The following is a 19,540-nucleotide window of genomic DNA, read 5'->3' on the forward strand; positions in this document are numbered from 1 at the left end:
GCAGAAAGGATCTTCACCAGCAATGGCCGACGACATCACCCCCCTCACGCCCGAAGCGGGCGGCGAGATCGCCCAGCGTGTCGAGCCCGTCGGGCTCGAGACGGAGATGCAGCGCTCGTACCTCGACTACGCGATGTCCGTCATCGTCTCGCGAGCGCTGCCCGACGTCCGGGACGGTCTCAAGCCCGTCCACCGACGCGTCCTGTACGCCATGTACGACGGCGGCTACCGCCCCGAGCGCGGCTTCTACAAGTGCGCCCGTGTCGTCGGCGACGTCATGGGCAACTACCACCCGCACGGCGACTCCTCGATCTACGACGCGCTGGTGCGCCTCGCGCAGTCGTGGTCGATGCGGATGCCGCTGGTGGACTCCAACGGCAACTTCGGCTCTCCGGGCAACGACCCGGCGGCGGCCATGCGCTACACCGAGTGCAAGATGGCGCCGCTGTCGATGGAGATGGTCCGTGACATCGACGAGGAGACCGTCGACTTCACGGACAACTACGACGGCCGCTCCCAGGAGCCGACCGTCCTGCCGGCCCGCTTCCCGAACCTGCTGATCAACGGTTCGGCCGGTATCGCGGTCGGTATGGCGACCAACATCCCGCCGCACAACCTGCGCGAGGTCGCGGCCGGCGCCCAGTGGTACCTGGAGAACTCCGAGGCCTCGCACGAGGAGCTCCTGGACGCGCTCATGGAGCGCATCAAGGGCCCCGACTTCCCGACCGGCGCCCTCGTGGTGGGCCGCAAGGGCATCGAGGAGGCGTACCGCACGGGCCGCGGCTCGATCACCATGCGGGCGGTCGTCGAGGTCGAGGAGATCCAGAACCGCCAGTGCCTGGTGGTCACCGAGCTGCCGTACCAGGTGAACCCGGACAACCTCGCGCAGAAGATCGCCGACCTGGTGAAGGACGGCAAGATCGGCGGCATCGCGGACGTCCGGGACGAGACGTCCTCGCGTACCGGTCAGCGTCTGGTCGTCGTCCTGAAGAGGGACGCGGTCGCCAAGGTCGTACTGAACAACCTCTACAAGCACACCGACCTGCAGACGAACTTCGGCGCCAACATGCTGGCGCTGGTGGACGGCGTCCCGCGCACGCTCTCGCTCGACGCGTTCATCCGCCACTGGGTGACCCACCAGATCGAGGTCATCGTCCGGCGTACGAAGTTCCGCCTGCGCAAGGCCGAGGAGCGGGCGCACATCCTGCGCGGCCTGCTGAAGGCCCTGGACGCCATCGACGAGGTCATCGCGCTGATCCGGCGCAGCGACACCGTCGACATCGCGCGCACGGGCCTGATGCAGCTCCTGGAGATCGACGAGATCCAGGCGAACGCGATCCTGGAGATGCAGCTGCGGCGACTGGCCGCACTGGAGCGCCAGAAGATCGTCCAGGAGCACGACGAACTCCAGGCGAAGATCAGGCTCTACAACGAGATTCTCGCCTCCCCGGTCCGCCAGCGCGGCATCGTCAGCGAGGAACTCGCCGCGATCGTCGAGAAGTACGGCGACGACCGCAAGACCATGCTGGTGCCCTACGACGGCGACATGTCCATGGAGGACCTGATCGCCGAGGAGGACATCGTCGTCACGGTCACCCGCGGCGGCTACGTCAAGCGCACCAAGACCGACGACTACCGCGCCCAGAAGCGCGGCGGCAAGGGCGTGCGCGGGGCGAAGCTCAAGGAAGACGACATCGTCGACCACTTCTTCGTCTCCACGACGCACCACTGGCTGCTGTTCTTCACGAACAAGGGCCGTGTCTACCGGGCGAAGGCGTACGAGCTTCCCGACGCCGGACGTGACGCGCGTGGACAGCACGTCGCCAACCTGCTGGCCTTCCAGCCGGACGAGGCGATCGCCGAGATCCTCGCGATCCGCACCTACGACGTGGCGCCGTACCTGGTGCTCGCCACGAAGGGCGGTCTGGTCAAGAAGACGCCTCTGAAGGATTACGATTCGCCGCGCGCGGGAGGCGTCATCGCGATCAACCTTCGGGAGACGGACGACGGTTCGGACGACGAACTGATCGGAGCGGAACTCGTTTCGGCCGAGGATGATCTGCTTCTGATCAGCAAGAAGGCCCAATCGATCAGGTTCACCGCCACAGACGAAGCTCTGCGTCCCATGGGCCGTGCCACCTCGGGCGTCAAGGGCATGAGCTTCCGCGAGGGCGACCAGCTGCTCTCGATGAATGTTGTTCGACCCGGTACGTTCGTGTTCACTGCTACGGACGGTGGGTACGCGAAGCGGACCGCCGTCGACGAGTACCGCGTCCAGGGTCGCGGCGGCCTCGGCATCAAGGCTGCCAAGATCGTCGAGGATCGTGGATCGCTCGTCGGTGCGCTGGTGGTCGAGGAGACCGATGAGATCCTCGCCATCACGCTGTCGGGCGGTGTGATTCGTACGCGGGTCAGCGGAGTCAGGGAGACGGGCCGTGACACCATGGGCGTCCAACTGATCAACCTGGGCAAGCGCGATGCCGTGGTCGGCATCGCACGTAACGCCGAGGCGGGACGCGAGGCGGAGGAGGTCGACGGCGACGTGGCCGTCGACGAGACCGCCGAAGGTGCCGCGACCACCGGCACGGACGAGGGCGAGGCGCCCTCGCCCGAGTAGCACGAGGAGTGAGCCATCGTGAGCGGAGCCACGGGCGCCGGTTCGGTCGGTACCTCCAGCGGTACCTCTTCCGGTAAGGAAACGGACGGCGGCGGCCGTGGCTCCGCCGCGAACTCGACAAACTCGAACACGACGGACGGGCGCGTGAACGACCCGCATACGACCAACCTGCAGGCGATCAAGTCCCCAGCGACCGAGTCGCCCTCGCCCGACACGCATGGATCCCAGGGGGGAACTGTGACGGACACCCGAGGTCCGCAGGCCCAGCGGCCCGCCACCGGCGCGGGCCAGGCCACGGCCGCTCCGGGCGCCCAGCCTCAGCCGCAGCAGCCGGCCCCGCCGGCGCCGCCCGAGGCGACCTCCCCGCTGCCCGGGGAGCGGCAGCCGCAGCAGCCCGCCGGGCCCTACCACCCGCCGCAGGCCTACCCCGCGCAGGCCGCCCCGGCGGGTGCCGTACGCCGCCCCCGCACCGGCGCGCGCACCGTGCCCCGCACCCGCAAGGCACGTCTGCGGGTCGCCAAGGCCGACCCGTGGTCCGTGATGAAGGTCAGCTTCCTGCTCTCCATCGCCCTGGGCATCTGCACCATCGTCGCGGCCGCCGTGCTGTGGATGGTCATGGACGCGATGGGCGTCTTCTCGACGGTCGGCGGCACGATCTCGGAGGCCACCGGCTCGAACGAGTCGAACGGCTTCGACCTCCAGTCGTTCCTGTCCCTCCCGAACGTCCTGATGTTCACGACGATCATCGCGGTCATCGACGTCGTCCTCGCGACCGCCCTCGCGACCCTCGGCGCGTTCATCTACAACCTCTCCGCGGGCTTCGTCGGCGGCGTCGAGCTGACGCTGGCGGAGGACGAGTGAGCGTGCCGTTTCCCGCCTGCTGACGGTCTCCGGTTATCGATTTTGGGACTGCCCACGTCGTGCGCTAATCTTCAGGAGTCAGCGCGCGGGACACACACCGCAGAGCGCGGCGGGGCTATAGCTCAGTTGGTTAGAGCGCATCCCTGATAAGGATGAGGCCACAGGTTCAAATCCTGTTAGCCCCACCATCGAGAAGACCCCCAACCGGTCATGGTTGGGGGTCTTTCGTTCGTGGGGCCAGCGGCTGGTTCGACTGTTGGATCGACTGACTGTGGTGTCGGTCCTTCGTGGTCTCAGCAGGGTGCCGGCGCCCTCTCGTTTCACGCAGTCGAGCCCCGACCGGGTGCGGTCGGGGCTCGATGTGCTGGCCGGGCGTACGCAAGTTCGCCGTTACGTCAGTGTGCCGTGCGGTCGGTGCGTGCGGTCAGCGCAGGAGAGATGTCGAGAGGTCGCGCGCTGGGTCAGGGTCCGTGTCCGTGCTCGACTCGGCGCTCGACTCCGCACCCGCACCCGCACCCGCTTCCGTGTCAGCGTCCGTCGACGGGCGGTGGCGGCAGCTGGGGGTCTTGCCGTGGGCCTCGGCGCGGATGCGCTGTTTCATCGTGGGGGGCAGGTCCCTGGTCGAGGACCGGCACCAGAGGGGCGTCGCCGGTGTCGTCGTGTGTGCGGTGCTGTTGCGGGGCGTCCCGGTCTGCGGTACGGCCGCGGCGGCGGTCGTCGTGATCAGGCCGAGCGTCGTGCACAGCGCCAGGAAGGCGGTGACGATGGCGGTCCACAGCTTCATGACCTTGTTCTGGGCCATGGCCCCTCACTTTCGGGTTGGGCGATTTGCGTACTTTCCTCATCATGTGTATGAGGGTCGCGAAGTGGTGGACCGACGCCCGTGGCGCGTCGATCTTCCGATGAACACCACACGGATGGGTGCAAGGGTGGCAAAAAGGAGGGAATGCGGGAGAAGGGTGGTCAAAGTAGCCCTTCGTGAGAGTGTGATCACCCTCTGATCGGAGCGTCTCCGTCCGCTTCTTTTGCTGTGTTCCGGACGGGAGTTGAGGGCCCGACGTAGGTCACCGATCGGTCTCGGTCGGTGTGTATAGTCGGGCGCCAGAAGTCCCCTACGCCAAGGAAAGACGAGGTCGCGCGGTGAAGAAGCTTCTCCTGGTCGCACTGGCCGCCATCGGCGGGCTCCTCGTGTACCGCCAGATCCAGGCGGATCGCGCCGAGCAGGATCTGTGGACGGAGGCGACTGACTCCGTGCCCACGGGTTCCTGAGTACCGACAACGGATTCTGAACAGACCCCGACCGCCTCGCGGTCGGGGTTTTGTGTTGCGATTCGGGTGTTTCGGACGCTCGTACGGATTGCGCGGATGTCATGCGGTGCTGCGGGGCAGGATGGGCCACGGTCCCGGTCCGGTGTACGACGAGGGGTGGCGCGTGATGGGGCGGCGTACGGCGTGGTGGCGGGCGGCGGCACGGCGTGGTCGTGGGCCCGTGGGGCGGGTGGCCGCCGTGGGCGTGGTGCTGGGGATGGCGGCGGTGGTACCGGGCGGGTCGCCCGCGGTGGCGGCCGGAGCTCCGGGCTCGTACGCCTTCGACGAGGACGCCCGGTCGGTACGGGGCGCCACGAGCACCGGCGAAGCCGAAGGCCTGGCACCCGGCACGACGTACCGCAGTTCACTCCCTGCCACCGGCGAGCGCTACTACCGCCTCGAACTCGACGCCACGTCGAACGTGTACGTCTCCGTCACGGCCGTCCCTCCCCCTGGCGCCACGGTTTCCGCCGGCGACGGCGTCAAGGTGTCGGTCCAGGACGCCGACAGCCACACCTGCTCCGTCGACACGGTCAGCATCGGGGCCGGTCGGAGCGCCCACCCCATCACGGCGATGGGGGAGCGCGAGGCCACGCGCAGTGGGTCCATATGCAAGGGGGCCGGCACCTTTTACGTGGTCGTCGAGCGTGTCCAGAGGACGGCTGATGTCTCCCCTTCGTTGCTCGGTGAGTGGGATCTCGAGCTCGAGCCCGTGTCGGAGCCCGGACTCACGCAGGCCGGGGCGACGAGCGCGCCCGAGGTCTGGGACTCGGCCTCACCCGCGCTCCCCAGCGGCGAACCGGAGCGCCGCGAGGGCGGTGCGGGCTTCGGAGCGGCGACGTCCCTGGGCGAGGGAGTCTGGCAGGACGACGTCCGGCCCGGGCAGACACTCTTCTACGAGGTACCCGTGGACTGGGGTCAGCAGCTCTACGCCACCGCCGAACTGGGCAGCGCGAGCAGTGACGCGGGCTTCGTGCCCAGTGCGCTGACCCTGTCCCTCTACAACCCCGTGCGTGCCCATGTCGACTATGACGGGGTCGCCTACGACGGCAGCCAGCGGTCGGCGACGCTTCGACCGCTGCCGCCGGTCGCGTACGCCAACCGGTTTGATGTGGCCGACCACGTCAGCGGCATGCGGTTCGCCGGTTCCTACTACCTCGTCGTCCATCTCGCCGCCCAGACCGCCGACGACTTCGGTGACGGTCCCTTCGACCTGACCCTGCGCGTGCGGGTCGCGCACGGCGCGGAGGCCGGTCCCGCGTACGCGGGGCAGTCCGAGCCGCGGGACATCTTCCAGGTCACGGCACAGGGGCAGCGGGAGACGGCGGCGTCGGAGGGCGGGGCGGCGTCTGCGGCGGGCGGGAATGCCTTGATGAAGGTCATCGCCGCGGGGGGTCTCGGCGGGGGAACCGTGGTGCTGGCGGTACTTGGGGTGTGGATGGGGTTGGGGCGACGGCGGGAGCCGGTGAGAACGCGCGGTGCCGTCGGCCGGTGATGCTTGACGGCTCGGCGTAGGGCCGAGGTTGCTCAGATTTGGGTCAGCGCCCAGAAACCCACGGCATAGCAGGTCAACGCGAGCAGCAAAAGCGAGATCGCCACCTTGGCGGGCGGGCCGCCGCGGCGTGCGGAGCGGGCTGCTCGGTGGCGCGGCTGTGAAATCGCCTGCGCGGGAGCTGGAACCTGCGGGCTCTGAGCGGTGTACGAAGCAGTAGAGGGTTCAGCGGGATGGTGCGAGGCGGCGGCTGTTGTGGGGGTGTGAGGGGAGTAGTGGGGGGCGGCGGCGTGAGGTGGGGAGGAGGAGAGGACGTGGGTGGGGTCGTGGGGGGAGACGTGGAAGGGCGGGGTCGGGGGAGCCGGGTGGGGTTGAGCGTGTGGCTGTGGCTGTGCCTGCCGCTGTGGTTGTGGTTGCCAGTGGTGCGGCTGTGGGGTGGGTGTCTGTGGGGAGGAGGGGGCAGCGGTGGTCTGCGGGGGCGGCAGGAGGAAGCTGCCGGTGTCCGACATCGAGGGCTGTTGCGTGCGGGCGGACGGTCGCGGGCGGACGGTAGGCGGCGTAGGGGTGTGAGTGGGCGGCGACGGCGTTGCGCCGACCGGGCTCGATACCGATCCGGTTCCTTGCCGACCCTCGGGGGATACGGTCTCCACGCCCTGGCCGACTGGATTGGCCGCGCTCGGCTCGGACGGCGGCGCGGTGCCTGTAGCGGGGGTATTGGGTACGTGGCCCGAGTCGGCTTGGGCGGCGGCCATGGGGCCCGTGCCCGGCGCGGGCGTGAAGGAGCCCGTGCCTGGACTGGGCGTGACGGGTTCCCGGCCGGAGGCGGGCAAGGAGGAGTCCGTACCGGTGTGGGCGGCCCCGGGGCCGTTGCCATGCCGTGCGACCGAGGCCGCGCCGGCCGATCCGGAAACCGGGGTCGCATCTCCCGGCAGGGAAGCAGCATGCCCTTCCTCTGGACGGAGACGGAAGGGGATGCCGGCGGCTTCTGGGTGGGCGGGCGGACCTTCTCCGGGACGGAAAGGCGCGCCTTCCCCTGGTGTCGAAGAGACGCCACCGCCTGCCGACCCGGCGGTCTCTGCTGCCGGCGCGGCTGTTCCCTCCACGCGCCGAGAGCCCTCTGCCGACCGGGCAGCTTGCTCCAACGACCGGGCGACTTCCACCGCCTCGGCAGCTTGCTCCACCGCCCCGAGCTCGTCCACGGCCTTGGCGGCGGCTCCCTCTGCCTGTCCCGTGGCTCCCTCCACCGACCGGGACCTCAGTGCCGACCCGTCAGACCCCACCGCCGACCGAGCGTCCGCTGCCGGCGAGGAGGCCCCCTCTGCCGGCGGGAAAGCTCCTGCCGTCGACTGGGAAGAAGCCCCCTCGGCCGACCACCGAGAAGTCGTTCCAGTCTCCACTCCGGGTGCCCGCTTGAGTGGGCCGGTCGGGGCGAAGCCGGGGGGCAGGGGGCCGAGTTGGTCGAAGATTTCGATCGTCTCGTCGTCGGGGCCGGGTTCCGGAAGGAGTTCGGCGGCCGAGGCGAGTGCCTTGCGCGCGCCGGTTGCCGTGCGGAAGCGGGCGTGCGGGTCGGGCTGGAGGAGCGAGGCCACGACCTGCCACAGCGGGTCGGGAATGCCCTGGGGGGCACTCGGGGTGCCGTGCGCGGCAAAGTACTGGATCAGGGCCTTGGCATCCGGCTTGGCGCCCTGGAGGAGGTACAGCGCGGTCAGTCCCACGGCGAACAGGTCGGCGGGGAAGTCCGGTTCGGCGCCCATCATCTGCTCGGGTGCGAGATAACCGGGCGTCCCCACCACGAGGTTGGTCTCCGTCAGGCGTGGCTCGCCCAGCCGCATCGCGATGCCGAAGTCGGACAGCCGTAGCCGGGGCCGCCCCATGCCGGTGGCTTCGAGGAGCACGTTGGCGGGCTTGATGTCCCGGTGGACGACGCCTTCCGCGTGCACCGCGGCGAGGCCCGCCAGGAGTTGGTCGAGCAGGGTGCAGACGAAGGCGGGTGGGAGAGGGCCGTAGTCGCCGATCAGGTGGACCAGCGAACCGCCGGCGACCAGATCCATGGTGAACAGGACCTTGTCGTCGTCGGCGGCCCAGCTGGCGGGTGCGAGCACATGAGGGTGGTCGATCCGCAGCGCCTGTTCACGGACGAAGCGCAACAACGCGTGCGCGTCGCTCTGTTGCAGGACCTTGGCGGCGACATACCGGCGGCGGCGGTGGTCCCAGGCGCGCCAGACGGCACCCACTCCTCCGCGTCCGATCGGGTCGGCCAGTTCGTACCGGCCGGCGAAGACCTCACCCATGGCTGTGCGTCGCCCCTCCCCCTTCGGTTACCCCCTTGCTTCTCCCTGCTTCCCCCGTGATGAGCGATACGACCCCTCTCGCGCCCTCGTCGCTTCGGGACACACCCCCGCGTGTCCCTCCCGGCGAGGGCCGCGACCCCCTCGCGTTCCTCCTCGGCCGTCGGCCCGGCTGCCGAACCCCCTTCGGTGGCCGGGCCGCGGGTTCAGCTCTGGTGGGACTGGTAGTGCGTGACCGCGTCGGAGGTGCGGCCGGCGCCGTACACCCGGAGGAACTCTGCCAGTTCCGGGTGGGTCGGGGCGAGAGTGTCGGCCGCCTCGATGATGTCTCCTGCGGCGGCCACCGAGCGCAGCAGCGACTGGATCTCGCGGACCACCCGCTTGACCGTGGGCGCTCCCGAACTGCTGGTCGTCTGTGTGGTGTTGCTGAGCACCGAGCCCCCCTGCGACTTCTTGATCTCTTCCATGCGGTCGGTCGCCTCGGCCGCACTCACGCTGCCGTCCGCCACCTGTCCCGCGAGGTCCTGGAGCAGTTGCACTCGCTGGACCACGGCAGGATTGCCGATCTTCGCCCGCTGGCCGCTCATCAGCTGCGACAGCATCGGTGCGGACAGTCCCAGAACCCCCGCGAGACGAGCCTGGTTGAGACCAAGATCGTCTATGAGCTTACGGAAGAGCGCCCCCAGCGGCTCCCCGTACCAGTTCCGCTGCAGTTCCCGCGCTCTTGCGGTGGCTTCCTGCTGTGCGGCGTCCATTGCGTCTCCCCATCGCTTCCCCAAAAACGGTGGTTCGCTGTAGCGAACCACGCGGAGCATCTTACGGAGAGTGGTCGTCCACGGGGACCCCCCATCTTTTTGCGAGATCCTGGGGGTGACCCGGTACTCTGGTCAGCGTCGTCACCCGGTATGCGGTTCTTCCGGGCGGGCGGCCATTTTCCGGGGCCTTAGCTCAGTTGGTAGAGCGCTGTCTTTGCATGGCAGATGTCAGGGGTTCGACTCCCCTAGGCTCCACGCGCCAAACGCCCCCTGATCTGCGGAGACGCAGTTTCAGGGGGCGTTTTGCATGGTCATGCCGGGGCGGCCTGGGCGAGTGGGCGCTGTTTCACGTGAAACCGGCCCAACCCGTGGCCCGCTCAAGGCAGTTGTGGGGCGGAGGGCCGCTCGGTCCCCCGCCCCACGTGAGAGTCTTGCTCACCCGCGTTCGTCGCGGTGCGCAGCCTCCTCCTCGGCCTGCTTGGCCTGTACCTCAGGGTCGAGTACGGCCTGGCCGCTGCCGTCGACCGAGGTCAGGTGGCTCGACTCCGGTACCTCGGTCGCGGCGGGCGGCTCGACCAGCCAGTCCGGGTTGGCCTGCTTGTCCCACCACTTCCAGGCGGCGAAGGCGCCGCCCGCGACCAGGCCCGCCACCGCCAGCGCCTTGGCGAGCCGGCCGGCCCGCGCCCGTCGCTCGTGCTTGCGGACGAGTTTCTGGATCTCCTTGGGCGAGACCTGGCCGCGCAGGGCGGCCACGGCGGCCACGCTACGGGCGGCGGCCTCGTCGCGGACGGGACCGGCCACGGCCACGGCCTGCTCGATCCGCGGTCGGGAGTAGTCGGCGGCCTGCTTGGCGGCCATACGGGTACGGGTCGCGGCCTCGTGTGCGGCCTGGTCGACCTTCGGCGGGACATGTGCGAGAGCCTGCGAACGGGCCGACTCCAGACGCGGCGCGAGATGAGCGTCGTACTGGACACGAGCCTGTTCGGCGGCCTGCGACACCTTCGGCGCGAGCCGTACGCGTGCCTCGTGTGCGTAGTGTGCGGCCCTGTCCTTGGCCGTGTCGGCGTAGGGCGCCACCACTTCCGCGGCGTGCAGCACGCTGTCCTTCGCCGAGCCGGTCGCGGCGCGCACGCTGTCGATGCGGGTCACGGGTTCCTCCTCCTCGGTGGCGTACGGTATTTCGACTTTCCACCCTTTTACGGATCATGCATGTCCGGAAGCGCCGGAGCATGTGAGGGCGGGCATCCGGGTCACAGCCACAGACTCCGGATGATCTCCGATCAAGAACTGCTCAAGATCCGATCACGTGTAATAGCGGATGAATACAGGGCAACAGGAGCTTGTCGTCGACAATGCCACGGATCGATGCCATGCGCCCCCGGCCCGGGGCCACTCGACCGGATTTCTGCATGCGAAACCGCCGAACGCCGGGCGCCCGGGCGGGTGCCGGACGACGCACGGCAGGAACCATGCAAGGATCGGAAGGGCACAGAAGGACAACGGAAGGCAGATCGTGGCCGAGCAGCTTTACGCCACCCTGAAGACGAACCACGGCGACATCGAAGTCCGGCTCCTGCCGAACCACGCCCCCAAGACGGTCCGTAACTTCGTCGAACTCGCTCAGGGCGAGCGGGAGTGGACCCACCCGGCCACCGGCGAGAAGTCCACCAAGAAGCTCTACGACGGCACGGTCTTCCACCGAGTGATCAGCGGCTTCATGATCCAGGGCGGCGACCCGCTCGGCACCGGCATCGGCGGCCCGGGCTACGAGTTCGAGGACGAGTTCCACCCGGACCTCTCCTTCAACAAGCCCTACCTGCTGGCCATGGCGAACGCCGGCCCGGGCACCAATGGCTCGCAGTTCTTCGTCACCGTCTCCCCGACGGCCTGGCTGAACCGCAAGCACACCATTTTCGGCGAGGTCACCGACCCGGCCAGCCAGAAGGTCGTGGACGCCATCGCCGCCGTCCCGACCACCCGACCGAACGACCGCCCGGTCAAGGACGTCGTCATCGAGTCGGTCGTCATCGAGACCCGCCAGGGCTGATACCCCCGAGAGCCCTCGAAGGCCCCCGAGGGCCCCGCGATCCGCGCGACCGGTAACCTCTCCGGCCTGCGCGAAGGGAACCAAACGCCCCGTTCATCCGTAAGGATGGACGGGGCGGTGCATGTCTGTACGACGACTTAGGGGATGTCATGGACCAGGCGGCGAGTAGTTCACAGGACGCCCGAAGCCTGCCCGGCTGCTACCGGCACCCGGACCGCGAGACCGGCATCACCTGCACCCGCTGCGAAAAGCCGATCTGCCCCGAGTGCATGATCAGCGCCTCCGTCGGCTTTCAGTGCCCCGACTGCGTCCGCGGCGGCTCCGGCACCGGCCACGCCCCCACCGCCTCCCAGCCCCGCACCATCGCGGGCGGGACCATCGCGGCGGATCCCCGGCTCATCACCAAGATCCTCATCGGCATCAACCTCGCGGTGTTCATCGCCATCCGGGCGTCGGACTCGCTGGCGACCGAACTGGCCCTCATCGGCGCCTGGCCGCCGGCCCCCTTCGCGCCCACCATGGGCGTCGCGGACGGCCAGTGGTACCGCCTGGTCACCTCGATGTTCGCCCACCAGGAAATCTGGCACATCGGGTTCAACATGCTCAGCCTGTGGTGGCTCGGCGGCCCCCTCGAAGCCGCCCTGGGCCGCGCCCGCTACCTCGCCGTCTACTTCGCCTCGGGCCTCGCGGGCAGCGCCCTCGCCTATCTGCTCGCCTCCCCGACCACGGCCACCCTCGGCGCCTCCGGCGCCATCTTCGGGCTCTTCGGCGCCACGGCCGTCCTGATGCGCCGCCTCAACTACGACCTGCGGCCGATCATCGCCCTGTTGGTGATCAACCTCATCTTCACCTTCAACCCGGGCTTCAACATCTCCTGGCAGGCCCACATCGGCGGCCTCGTCGCCGGCTTGATCACCGGCTACGCCATGGTCCACGCCCCGCGCGAACGCCGCGCGCTGGTCCAGTACGGCACCTGTGCGCTGGTCCTGGCCGTGGTCGTGATCGTGATCGTGTTGAGGACCGCGCAGCTCACCTGAGCTGCGGTTGTCCACAGTGTGTGGCGAATCTTGTGCATACCGTGCGGGAACAGGTGTGCCCCCTGTCGCTGACCTGTGTTTCCGCAGGTCGGACAGGGGGCGAACAAGTTTTCGGTTGCCGGTGTGTCAGTCACACCGGCGTCAACACCCGATGGGTTATCCACAGATCGTCTTTCTTTTCCCCATGTGGAAAACCGCTGTGGATAACTCAGTGGATACCCCTGGGCAGAGCCCAGCGGCCGCTACTTCCACTGCGTGGAGACACCGAATCCCGCCGCGATGAAGCCGAAGCCCACCACGATGTTCCAGTTGTCGAGAGAGTCGATCGGCAGTGACCCGTCCGTCACGTAGAAGACGACGATCCAGGCGAGTCCGATGAGGAACATGGCCAGCATCACCGGTGCGACCCAGGAGCGGCTGGTCAGCTTGATGGCGGTCGCCTGCTTCGCCGGGGGCGGCGTGTAGTCGGCCTTCTTGCGGATACGTGACTTCGGCACGAGGGTCTCTCCTGTCGATGCGCTGCGTGGCCGCGCAGGGAACTGGGGCGGGCTCCGGGGCAGCGTACAAGGGGACACTTAGTGCTCCCCCGGGCGTCCGTTAGCGTAGTGCTTCCGCGGCGCCGAAGGAGATAAGGGTACGTTGAGCAATTCTGCCGACTTCCCCGGGACGGGATCCAGTCCTGCCGGCCGGCGACGTTTCCGGCCCATGCGGGTGCTCACGGCGGCCGTCTTCGCTCTCGCGGGACTCATCTTCTTCACGAGTTTCAACACGGCCAAGGGCACCAACATCCGCACGGACGCGTCCTTGCTGAAGCTGTCGGACCTCATTCACGAGCGCAGCCAGAAGAACGGCGAGCTGGACGAGTCCAACGGCGCTCTGCGGCAGGGCAACGAGGCGCTGGCCGATCGCGACGACGGCAGCACCAAGGCCGAGGACGACAAGCTCGCGGCCCTAGAGGAGAACGCGGGCACCCAGAAGCTCACGGGCAAGGCCATCTCGGTCACCCTCGACGACGCCCCGCCGGACGCGACCGCCAAGCTCCCCGGCTATCCCGAGCCGCAGCCCGACTACCTGGTCATCCACCAGCAGGACCTCCAGGCCGTGGTCAACGCCCTGTGGAAGGGCGGCGCCAAGGGCATCAAGGTCATGGACCAACGGCTGATCTCGACCAGCGCCGTACGCTGCGTGGGCAACACGCTGATCCTGCAGGGCCGCGTCTACTCACCGCCGTACAAGATCACCGCGGTCGGTGAACCGGGCGCGTTGCAGAAGGCGCTGGCGGAGAGCCCGGCGATCCAGAACTACATGGTGTACGTCAACGTCTACGGGCTCGGCTGGAAAGTCGAGGAGGACGGGGCGGTGACTCTGCCCGGCTACTCGGGCACAGTGGATCTGCAGTACGCGAAGCCCGTGGAGTGAGTCCCGAGTAGGCCCCTCAGGAGCTGCCGGTGCGCGTCGTCGTCAGGACCGTCAGTGAGTTGTGCATCACCGTCGGTGCCCTGATCGTGCTGTTCGTCGTCTATGTGCTGTTCTGGACCGGTGTGAAGGCCGACCATGTGATGGACGACCAGATCGACCGCTTGCAGGACCAGTGGGCGCAGGAGCCCGTGCGGCCCACGACTCCGGCGGGCGCCTCCGAGGATCCGGCCGAGCCGGCGCCGTACCGGGCGGGGAAGCCGTTCGCGATCATGTACATCCCGCGTCTTGGTTTCACGTGGAACAAGCCGGTCCTGGAGAACACCGCCACGAACACCCTGAAGAAGGGCCTCGGCCACTACGCGCGCACCGCGCAGCTCGGGCAGAAGGGCAACTTCGCGGTCGCCGGCCACCGGCGCACGTACGGGGATCCTTTCAAGGACTTTCCGAAGCTGCGGCGGGGCGATGCGGTGGTGCTGACGGACGGGACGACCTGGTTCACGTATCGGATCGACAAAGGCCCCTACAAAACAGTGCCCTCGGACGTCGAGGTGATCGACCCTGTGCCACGTAAGTCGGGGTATACGCGCCCGGGCCGCTACCTCACACTGACCACGTGCGATCCGGAGTGGGGACACAGCCACCGGCTGATCGTCTGGGCGCATCTCGACTCCACACAGCCTGTGGAGGCAGGGAAACCACCGGCCCTGCGCCGTTAGTCTGGTGCGGTACGGCGTGAGTCTGGTGCCGTGGTGCGACGGAAGGGACGGCATGTACAGCTTTATCTGGCGGCATCTGCCGGGGAACGCCTGGGTGAAGGCGCTCATCTCACTCGTGCTGGTCGTTGGTGTCGTGTACGTCCTGTTCCAGTACGTCTTTCCGTGGGCCGAACCGCTGCTGCCCTTCAACGATGTGACGGTGGACAACCAGTGAGTGCGCGGATTCTCGTCGTCGACAACTACGACAGCTTCGTCTTCAACCTGGTCCAGTACCTGTACCAGCTGGGCGCCGAGTGCGAGGTGCTGCGCAACGACGAGGTGTCGACGGCGCACGCCCAGGACGGCTTCGACGGTGTGCTGCTGTCGCCGGGGCCGGGAACGCCCGAGGAGGCCGGGGTCTGCATCGAGATGGTGCGCCACTGCGCCGCGACCGGTGTGCCCGTCTTCGGCGTGTGTCTGGGCATGCAGTCGATGCAGGTGGCGTACGGCGGTGTCGTGGACCGTGCGCCCGAGCTGCTGCACGGCAAGACCTCGCTGGTCGAGCACGAGGGCGGGGGTGTCTTCGCCGGGCTGCCGACGCCCTTCACGGCGACCCGCTACCACTCGCTTGCCGCCGAGCCGGCCACGGTTCCGGCCGAGCTGGAGGTCACGGCCCGCACCCACGACGGCATCATCATGGGCCTGCGCCACCGGGAGCTGCCCGTCGAGGGTGTGCAGTTCCACCCCGAGTCGGTGCTGACGGAACACGGGCACCGGATGCTGGCCAACTGGCTGGTGCAGTGCGGGGACCAGGGTGCGGTGGCGAGGTCGGTGGGGCTCGCCCCGGTGGTGGGCAGGGCCACGGCGTGACCGCGCTGCGCCCCGAGCGCGAGGACTCGTACGGCGGGGTGCCGTACGAGTCGTACGACTCGGTGCCGTATGAACCGTCCGCCGGTCGCGAGGCGCCGTATGAACCGTCCGCCGGTCGCGAGGCGCCGTACGAACCCTCCGTGGGGCGCGAGGCGCCGTACGAACCTCCCCTCGACGACGAGACGGTGGCGCTGCGGATACCCGAGCCGCCGACGCGTCCGATCGGCGGCGAGTCCATATCCGCCCCTGACGCTTCATCCGCCTCGTCCGCCACAGGAACCCCCATGGGCGGTCGTGCGGCCCGCAGAAGGGCCGCCAAGCGCCGTGGCGGGCGCCATGGGGCCGGTGGGGGGACGGCGGCGGAGCCGTCGGAGTCTTCTGGCGAGGGCAGGCCGCTCTCCCGGGTGGAGGCGCGGCGCCAGGCGCGGGCGCGCAAGCCCGGTGCGGCGGTCGTCGCGAGCCGGGCGATCGGTGAGGTGTTCATCACCACCGGCGTCCTCATGCTGCTGTTCGTCACGTACCAGCTGTGGTGGACGAACGTCCGGGCGCATGCGCAGGCGGACAGGGAGGCGAGCAGCCTCCAGGACGACTGGGCGAACGGCAAGCGCAATCCCGGGACGTTCTCGCCGGGGCAGGGCTTCGCTCTGCTGCACATCCCCAAGCTGGACGTGGTGGTGCCGATCGCGGAGGGCGTCAGCAACAAGAAGGTGCTGGACCGGGGCATGGTCGGCCACTACGCCGAGGATCCGCTGAAGACGGCGATGCCCGAGGCGAAGACCGGCAACTTCGGGCTCGCGGGCCACCGCAACACGCACGGGGAGCCGTTCCGGTACATCAACAAACTGCAGCCGGGCGACGCCATCGTCGTGGAGACGCAGGACGAGTACTTCGTCTACAAGATGGCGCAGATGCTGCCGGTGACGTCGCCGAGCAACACGAGCGTGCTGGATCCCGTGCCGCCGGGGTCGGGATTCACGACGACGGGTCGCTACATCACCCTCACCACGTGCACTCCGGAGTTCACCAGCAAGTACCGGTTGATCGTCTGGGGCAAGATGGTCGAGGAACGGCCGCGCAGCAAGGGCAAGCCGGATGCGCTCGTCGAGTAGGGGCAGATGACAAGTGGCAGCGACCACCGACGGCACCGCAGAGCAGACCGACATGTCCGGGCCCGCGCCGGCACCGCGCCGCCGCGGCATGGGCCGGATCGCCATGGCGGTCAGTGTCTTCGGCGAACTCCTCATCACGGCGGGCCTGATCCTCGGCCTCTTCGTCGTCTACTCGCTCTGGTGGACGAACGTCCTCGCCGACCGCAAGGCGGACCAGCAGGGCGACAAGGTCCGTGACACCTGGACCCAGAAGGACACCGGTCCCGGCGCGCTGGACACCAGGGAAGGCATCGGCTTCCTCCACGTGCCCGCGATGAAGAACGGCGAGGTCCTGGTCGAGAAGGGCACGTCGTCGAAGATCCTCAACGACGGCGTCGCCGGCTACTACACCGACCCGGTCAAGTCCGCCCTCCCCACCTCCGGCAAGAAGGGCAACTTCAGCCTCGCCGCCCACCGCGACGGCCACGGCGCGAAGTTCCACAACATCGACAAGCTCAAAAAGGGCGACCCCATCGTCTTCGAGACGAAGGACAAGTGGTACGTCTACAAGGTCTACGCCGTCCTCCCCGAGACCTCGAAGTACAACGTCAAGGTCCTGTCGGCGGTCCCCAAGGAGTCCGGCAAGAAGAAGGCGGGCCACTACATCACCCTGACGACCTGCACGCCGGTGTTCACGTCCCGGTACCGGTACGTGGTGTGGGGGGAGCTGGTGCGGGTGGACGCGGTGAACAACGAGCGGACGCCGCCCAAGGAACTGAGCAGCTGACCCGGGTCCTTCGAGGAGGACCTCAGAACGAAGCCCCGGCGCCCTCCTGGTGAGGGTTCCGGGGCTTCGATCACGTCGCGAGCGACGGTGGGGAGCGGGTAGGTCACTCCTCCGTGCGGGCCGCCGTTCCGGTCGGGCCTCCGAAGATGTTGCCGTCGTCGCCGCCGTTCCCGCCGTTGCCGTTCCCGCCGTTGTTGTTGCCGATGCCGATGGTGGTCAGGGTGACCTGGGTACCGGCGGGGTCGTCGACCTCGTTGCCCGCGCCCGGGTCCTGCTGGCTCACGAACGCGGTATCACTCTGATCGCTGCCGTTGGCGAACTGGATGTTGTTGAAGCCGGCCGCGTTGAGGATCTGCTTGGCCTGACCGACGGTCTGGCCGACGACGTTCGGGACCTCCGTCTTGTCCGCCGCCTTGCCGATCTGGATGTTGACCGCGGAGTTCTTGTCGGCCTGTTGGCCTGCCGGCGGCGTGGTCTGGATGACCTTGCCGATCTGGTTGACGTCGTCGGTCTCGATCTCGGTGCAGTTGCCGACCAGGTTGCTGTCCGTCATCTGGGCCTTGGCCTCGTCACAGGTCCTGCCGAGGACGTCCGGGACCGTGGCCTTCTCCTCGGCCTTGGCGACGGTGAGGGTGATCGTGGAGCCCTTCTCCACTTCCTCGCCCTTGACCGGGTCCTGGTCGAGGACGGTGCCCGGCGTGTCCGAGGACTCCCGGGTCTCCGTCTTGATCGTGAACTCGTAGTCGTCGCCGCTGAGCTTTTCCTTGGCCTCGTCGAGGGTCAGGTCGATCACGCTGGGGACGGTGACCTTCGGGGCGCCGGTCGACACGACCAGGTTGACCGTCGTGTCCTTCTGGACCTTCGTCTCGGGCTTCGGGTCCTGCTCGCAGATCTGTCCCTTGGGCTGGGCCTCGCAGGCCTTCTCGGAGGTCGTGAACTTCAGACCGGCATTGATCGCCTGTTTCTGGGCGTCGTCCTGCGTCTGACCGATGAAGTTCGGCACGGCGACCGTGCTGTTGCTCACCCCGCCGCCGTCGAAGATCCACTTGCCGATGAGGATCGCGCCGACCAGCACCAGGACACCGGCCACGACCAGCAGGATCGTCGAGGTGTTCGACTTCTTCTGGCGGCGCCGGTCCGGGCGGTCGTCGTAGCCGTAGCCGCCGTCGTCCGGGTTCATGGGCGGCAGCATGGTCGTGGCGCCCGCGTCGGCGCGCAGGGCCGTCGTCGGCTGGTCGTCGGGGTAGCCGCCGTAGCCGACCGAGCCCATCGCGGCCGTGGCCGCGACCGGCTGGCCGTCGAGGCACGCCTCGATGTCGATGCGCATCTCGTCGGCGGACTGGTAGCGGTAGTTCGGGTCCTTGACCAGCGCCTTCAGGACGATGGCGTCCATCTCGGGCGTGAGCTCGGGGTCGAACACGGACGGGGGCTGGGGCTCCTCCCGTACGTGCTGGTACGCGACCGCCACCGGGGAGTCGCCCACGAAGGGCGGCCGGACCGTCAGGAGCTCGTAGAGCAGACAGCCCGTGGAGTAGAGGTCGGACCGCGCGTCCACCTGCTCGCCCTTGGCCTGCTCCGGGGAGAGGTACTGGGCGGTGCCGATGACCGCGGAGGTCTGCGTCATCGTCATGCCGGAGTCGCCCATGGCGCGGGCGATGCCGAAGTCCATCACCTTGACCTGGCCGTTGCGCGTCAGCATGACGTTGGCGGGCTTGATGTCGCGGTGGACGATGCCGGCCCGGTGCGAGTACTCCAGGGCCTGCAGGATGCCGATGGTCATCTCCAGCGTGCGCTCCGGCAGCAGCCTGCGGCCGCTGTGGAGAAGCTCACGGAGGGTGGAGCCGTCGACGTACTCCATGACGATGTACGGGATCGAGACCCCGTCGATGTAGTCCTCGCCCGTGTCGTAGACCGCGACGATCGCGGGATGGTTGAGCGAGGCGGCCGACTGGGCCTCCCGGCGGAACCGGGCCTGGAAGGACGGGTCGCGCGCGAGGTCCGCGCGCAGCGTCTTCACCGCCACGGTGCGACCGAGCCGGGTGTCATGTGCGAGGTATACCTCCGCCATGCCACCACGGCCGAGCACCTGGCCCAGCTCGTACCGGCCGCCGAGGCGACGCGGCTCTTCCATAGCTTCCTACCAGCCCTCTCCGTCGGTCCCGACCGGCACAGTAGTGCGGTCGGGTGGCTGCCGTCCGGGCCTACCGTACCCGGATGGCCTTGTGTGACCTGGCCAAGCCCGTCACCCGATACAGGACCGGTATCGCAACGTGCAC

17 protein-coding genes, 2 tRNA genes and 1 pseudogene are annotated in these 19,540 nt (G+C 68.5%); 14 read left to right on the plus strand and 6 right to left on the minus strand.

The features are described 5' to 3' along the window. The first annotated feature begins 22 nt into the window (after nt 1–22). The 3 genes from gyrA (at nt 23) to QFZ76_RS26355 (ending at nt 3,666) form a co-directional block, all read left to right on the plus strand. Nucleotides 23–2,617, plus strand: coding sequence for a DNA gyrase subunit A (gene gyrA, locus QFZ76_RS26345; RefSeq protein ID WP_307676047.1), 2,595 nt, complete (start codon nt 23–25; stop codon nt 2,615–2,617). A gap of 18 nt (nt 2,618–2,635) precedes the next feature. Beyond that, on the plus strand, nt 2,636–3,478 hold the full coding sequence (locus tag QFZ76_RS26350; protein ID WP_307676048.1) for a DUF3566 domain-containing protein: 843 nt from the start codon (nt 2,636–2,638) through the stop codon (nt 3,476–3,478). 111 nt (nt 3,479–3,589) lie between these two features. Continuing rightward, nucleotides 3,590–3,666 (plus strand) — tRNA-Ile (locus QFZ76_RS26355). Between the two features lie 236 nt (nt 3,667–3,902). Here the strand turns inward: QFZ76_RS26355 and QFZ76_RS26360 are convergent. Next, complete coding sequence (locus tag QFZ76_RS26360; protein ID WP_307676049.1) at nt 3,903–4,280, minus strand: DUF6344 domain-containing protein; 378 nt, start codon at nt 4,278–4,280, stop codon at nt 3,903–3,905. Between the two features lie 338 nt (nt 4,281–4,618). Between QFZ76_RS26360 and QFZ76_RS26365 the strand changes: the two genes are divergently transcribed. Then, entirely contained in the window at nt 4,619–4,747 is a 129-nt protein-coding gene (locus tag QFZ76_RS26365; RefSeq protein WP_003999697.1) for a DLW-39 family protein, read from the plus strand. A 106-nt stretch (nt 4,748–4,853) separates the two neighbouring features. Then, nucleotides 4,854–6,281 carry a hypothetical protein gene (locus QFZ76_RS26370; RefSeq protein ID WP_307676050.1) on the plus strand — a complete coding sequence of 476 codons (1,428 nt, stop codon included), beginning with the start codon at nt 4,854–4,856 and terminating at the stop codon, nt 6,279–6,281. Nucleotides 6,282–7,675: 1,394 nt separating this feature from the next. Here QFZ76_RS26370 and QFZ76_RS51855 read toward each other — a convergent pair. Both QFZ76_RS51855 and QFZ76_RS26380 read right to left on the minus strand, forming a co-directional pair. Beyond that, nucleotides 7,676–8,569: pseudogene (locus tag QFZ76_RS51855) on the minus strand (serine/threonine-protein kinase); the annotation flags it as partial. A 203-nt stretch (nt 8,570–8,772) separates the two neighbouring features. Then, the gene (locus QFZ76_RS26380) at nt 8,773–9,321 is read right to left on the minus strand and encodes a DNA-binding protein (protein ID WP_307676052.1); all 549 of its coding nucleotides are present in this window, start codon (nt 9,319–9,321) and stop codon (nt 8,773–8,775) included. 182 nt (nt 9,322–9,503) lie between these two features. Between QFZ76_RS26380 and QFZ76_RS26385 the strand changes: the two genes are divergently transcribed. Then, nucleotides 9,504–9,576 (plus strand) — tRNA-Ala (locus QFZ76_RS26385). A 180-nt stretch (nt 9,577–9,756) separates the two neighbouring features. On the opposite strand, the gene QFZ76_RS26390 is transcribed toward QFZ76_RS26385, so the two are convergent. Beyond that, nucleotides 9,757–10,470, minus strand: a complete 714-nt coding sequence (locus QFZ76_RS26390; protein ID WP_266436630.1) for a DUF5324 family protein — start codon at nt 10,468–10,470, stop codon at nt 9,757–9,759. Between the two features lie 364 nt (nt 10,471–10,834). On the opposite strand from QFZ76_RS26390, the gene QFZ76_RS26395 reads away from it, so the two are divergent. Together QFZ76_RS26395 and QFZ76_RS26400 are read left to right on the plus strand one after the other, a co-directional pair. Further along, nucleotides 10,835–11,368 (plus strand): peptidylprolyl isomerase, encoded by a 534-nt coding sequence (locus QFZ76_RS26395; RefSeq protein WP_307676053.1) that lies wholly within the window; start codon nt 10,835–10,837, stop codon nt 11,366–11,368. 149 nt (nt 11,369–11,517) lie between these two features. Next, nucleotides 11,518–12,405: a rhomboid family intramembrane serine protease gene (locus QFZ76_RS26400; RefSeq protein ID WP_307676054.1), complete on the plus strand. Its 888-nt coding sequence runs from the start codon at nt 11,518–11,520 to the stop codon at nt 12,403–12,405. Nucleotides 12,406–12,647: 242 nt separating this feature from the next. Here the strand turns inward: QFZ76_RS26400 and crgA are convergent, their stop codons facing one another. Beyond that, complete coding sequence (crgA, locus tag QFZ76_RS26405) at nt 12,648–12,902, minus strand: cell division protein CrgA (RefSeq protein WP_266436626.1); 255 nt, start codon at nt 12,900–12,902, stop codon at nt 12,648–12,650. Nucleotides 12,903–13,044: 142 nt separating this feature from the next. Here crgA and QFZ76_RS26410 point away from each other — a divergent pair, with 142 nt between their 5' ends. Genes QFZ76_RS26410 through QFZ76_RS26435 form a run of 6 tightly spaced genes read left to right on the plus strand, consistent with a single transcriptional unit; the run spans nt 13,045 to nt 17,264 of the window. After that, a complete protein-coding gene (locus QFZ76_RS26410) occupies nt 13,045–13,824 on the plus strand; it encodes a DUF881 domain-containing protein (RefSeq protein WP_307676055.1) in 780 nt (259 codons plus the stop codon). Nucleotides 13,825–13,853: 29 nt separating this feature from the next. Next, a complete protein-coding gene (locus QFZ76_RS26415) occupies nt 13,854–14,540 on the plus strand; it encodes a class E sortase (protein ID WP_307676056.1) in 687 nt (228 codons plus the stop codon). A 52-nt stretch (nt 14,541–14,592) separates the two neighbouring features. Next, the gene (locus QFZ76_RS26420) at nt 14,593–14,754 is read left to right on the plus strand and encodes a hypothetical protein (RefSeq protein WP_266436623.1); all 162 of its coding nucleotides are present in this window, start codon (nt 14,593–14,595) and stop codon (nt 14,752–14,754) included. Continuing rightward, nucleotides 14,751–15,389 carry an aminodeoxychorismate/anthranilate synthase component II gene (locus tag QFZ76_RS26425; protein WP_266436622.1) on the plus strand — a complete coding sequence of 213 codons (639 nt, stop codon included), beginning with the start codon at nt 14,751–14,753 and terminating at the stop codon, nt 15,387–15,389. The genes QFZ76_RS26420 and QFZ76_RS26425 overlap by 4 nt, the downstream gene beginning before the upstream one ends. Then, a complete protein-coding gene (locus QFZ76_RS26430; RefSeq protein WP_307676057.1) occupies nt 15,386–16,498 on the plus strand; it encodes a class E sortase in 1,113 nt (370 codons plus the stop codon). Before QFZ76_RS26425 ends, QFZ76_RS26430 begins: the two co-directional genes overlap by 4 nt. A 13-nt stretch (nt 16,499–16,511) precedes the next feature. Continuing rightward, the gene (locus QFZ76_RS26435) at nt 16,512–17,264 is read left to right on the plus strand and encodes a class E sortase (RefSeq protein ID WP_307676058.1); all 753 of its coding nucleotides are present in this window, start codon (nt 16,512–16,514) and stop codon (nt 17,262–17,264) included. Nucleotides 17,265–17,367: 103 nt separating this feature from the next. Here the strand turns inward: QFZ76_RS26435 and pknB are convergent, their stop codons facing one another. Further along, nucleotides 17,368–19,395, minus strand: coding sequence for a Stk1 family PASTA domain-containing Ser/Thr kinase (gene pknB / locus QFZ76_RS26440; RefSeq protein WP_307676059.1), 2,028 nt, complete (start codon nt 19,393–19,395; stop codon nt 17,368–17,370). Between the last annotated feature and the right edge of the window lie 145 nt (nt 19,396–19,540).

This window comes from Streptomyces sp. V4I2 (assembly GCF_030817655.1).
Taxonomy (GTDB): Bacteria; Actinomycetota; Actinomycetes; order Streptomycetales; family Streptomycetaceae; genus Streptomyces; species Streptomyces plumbiresistens.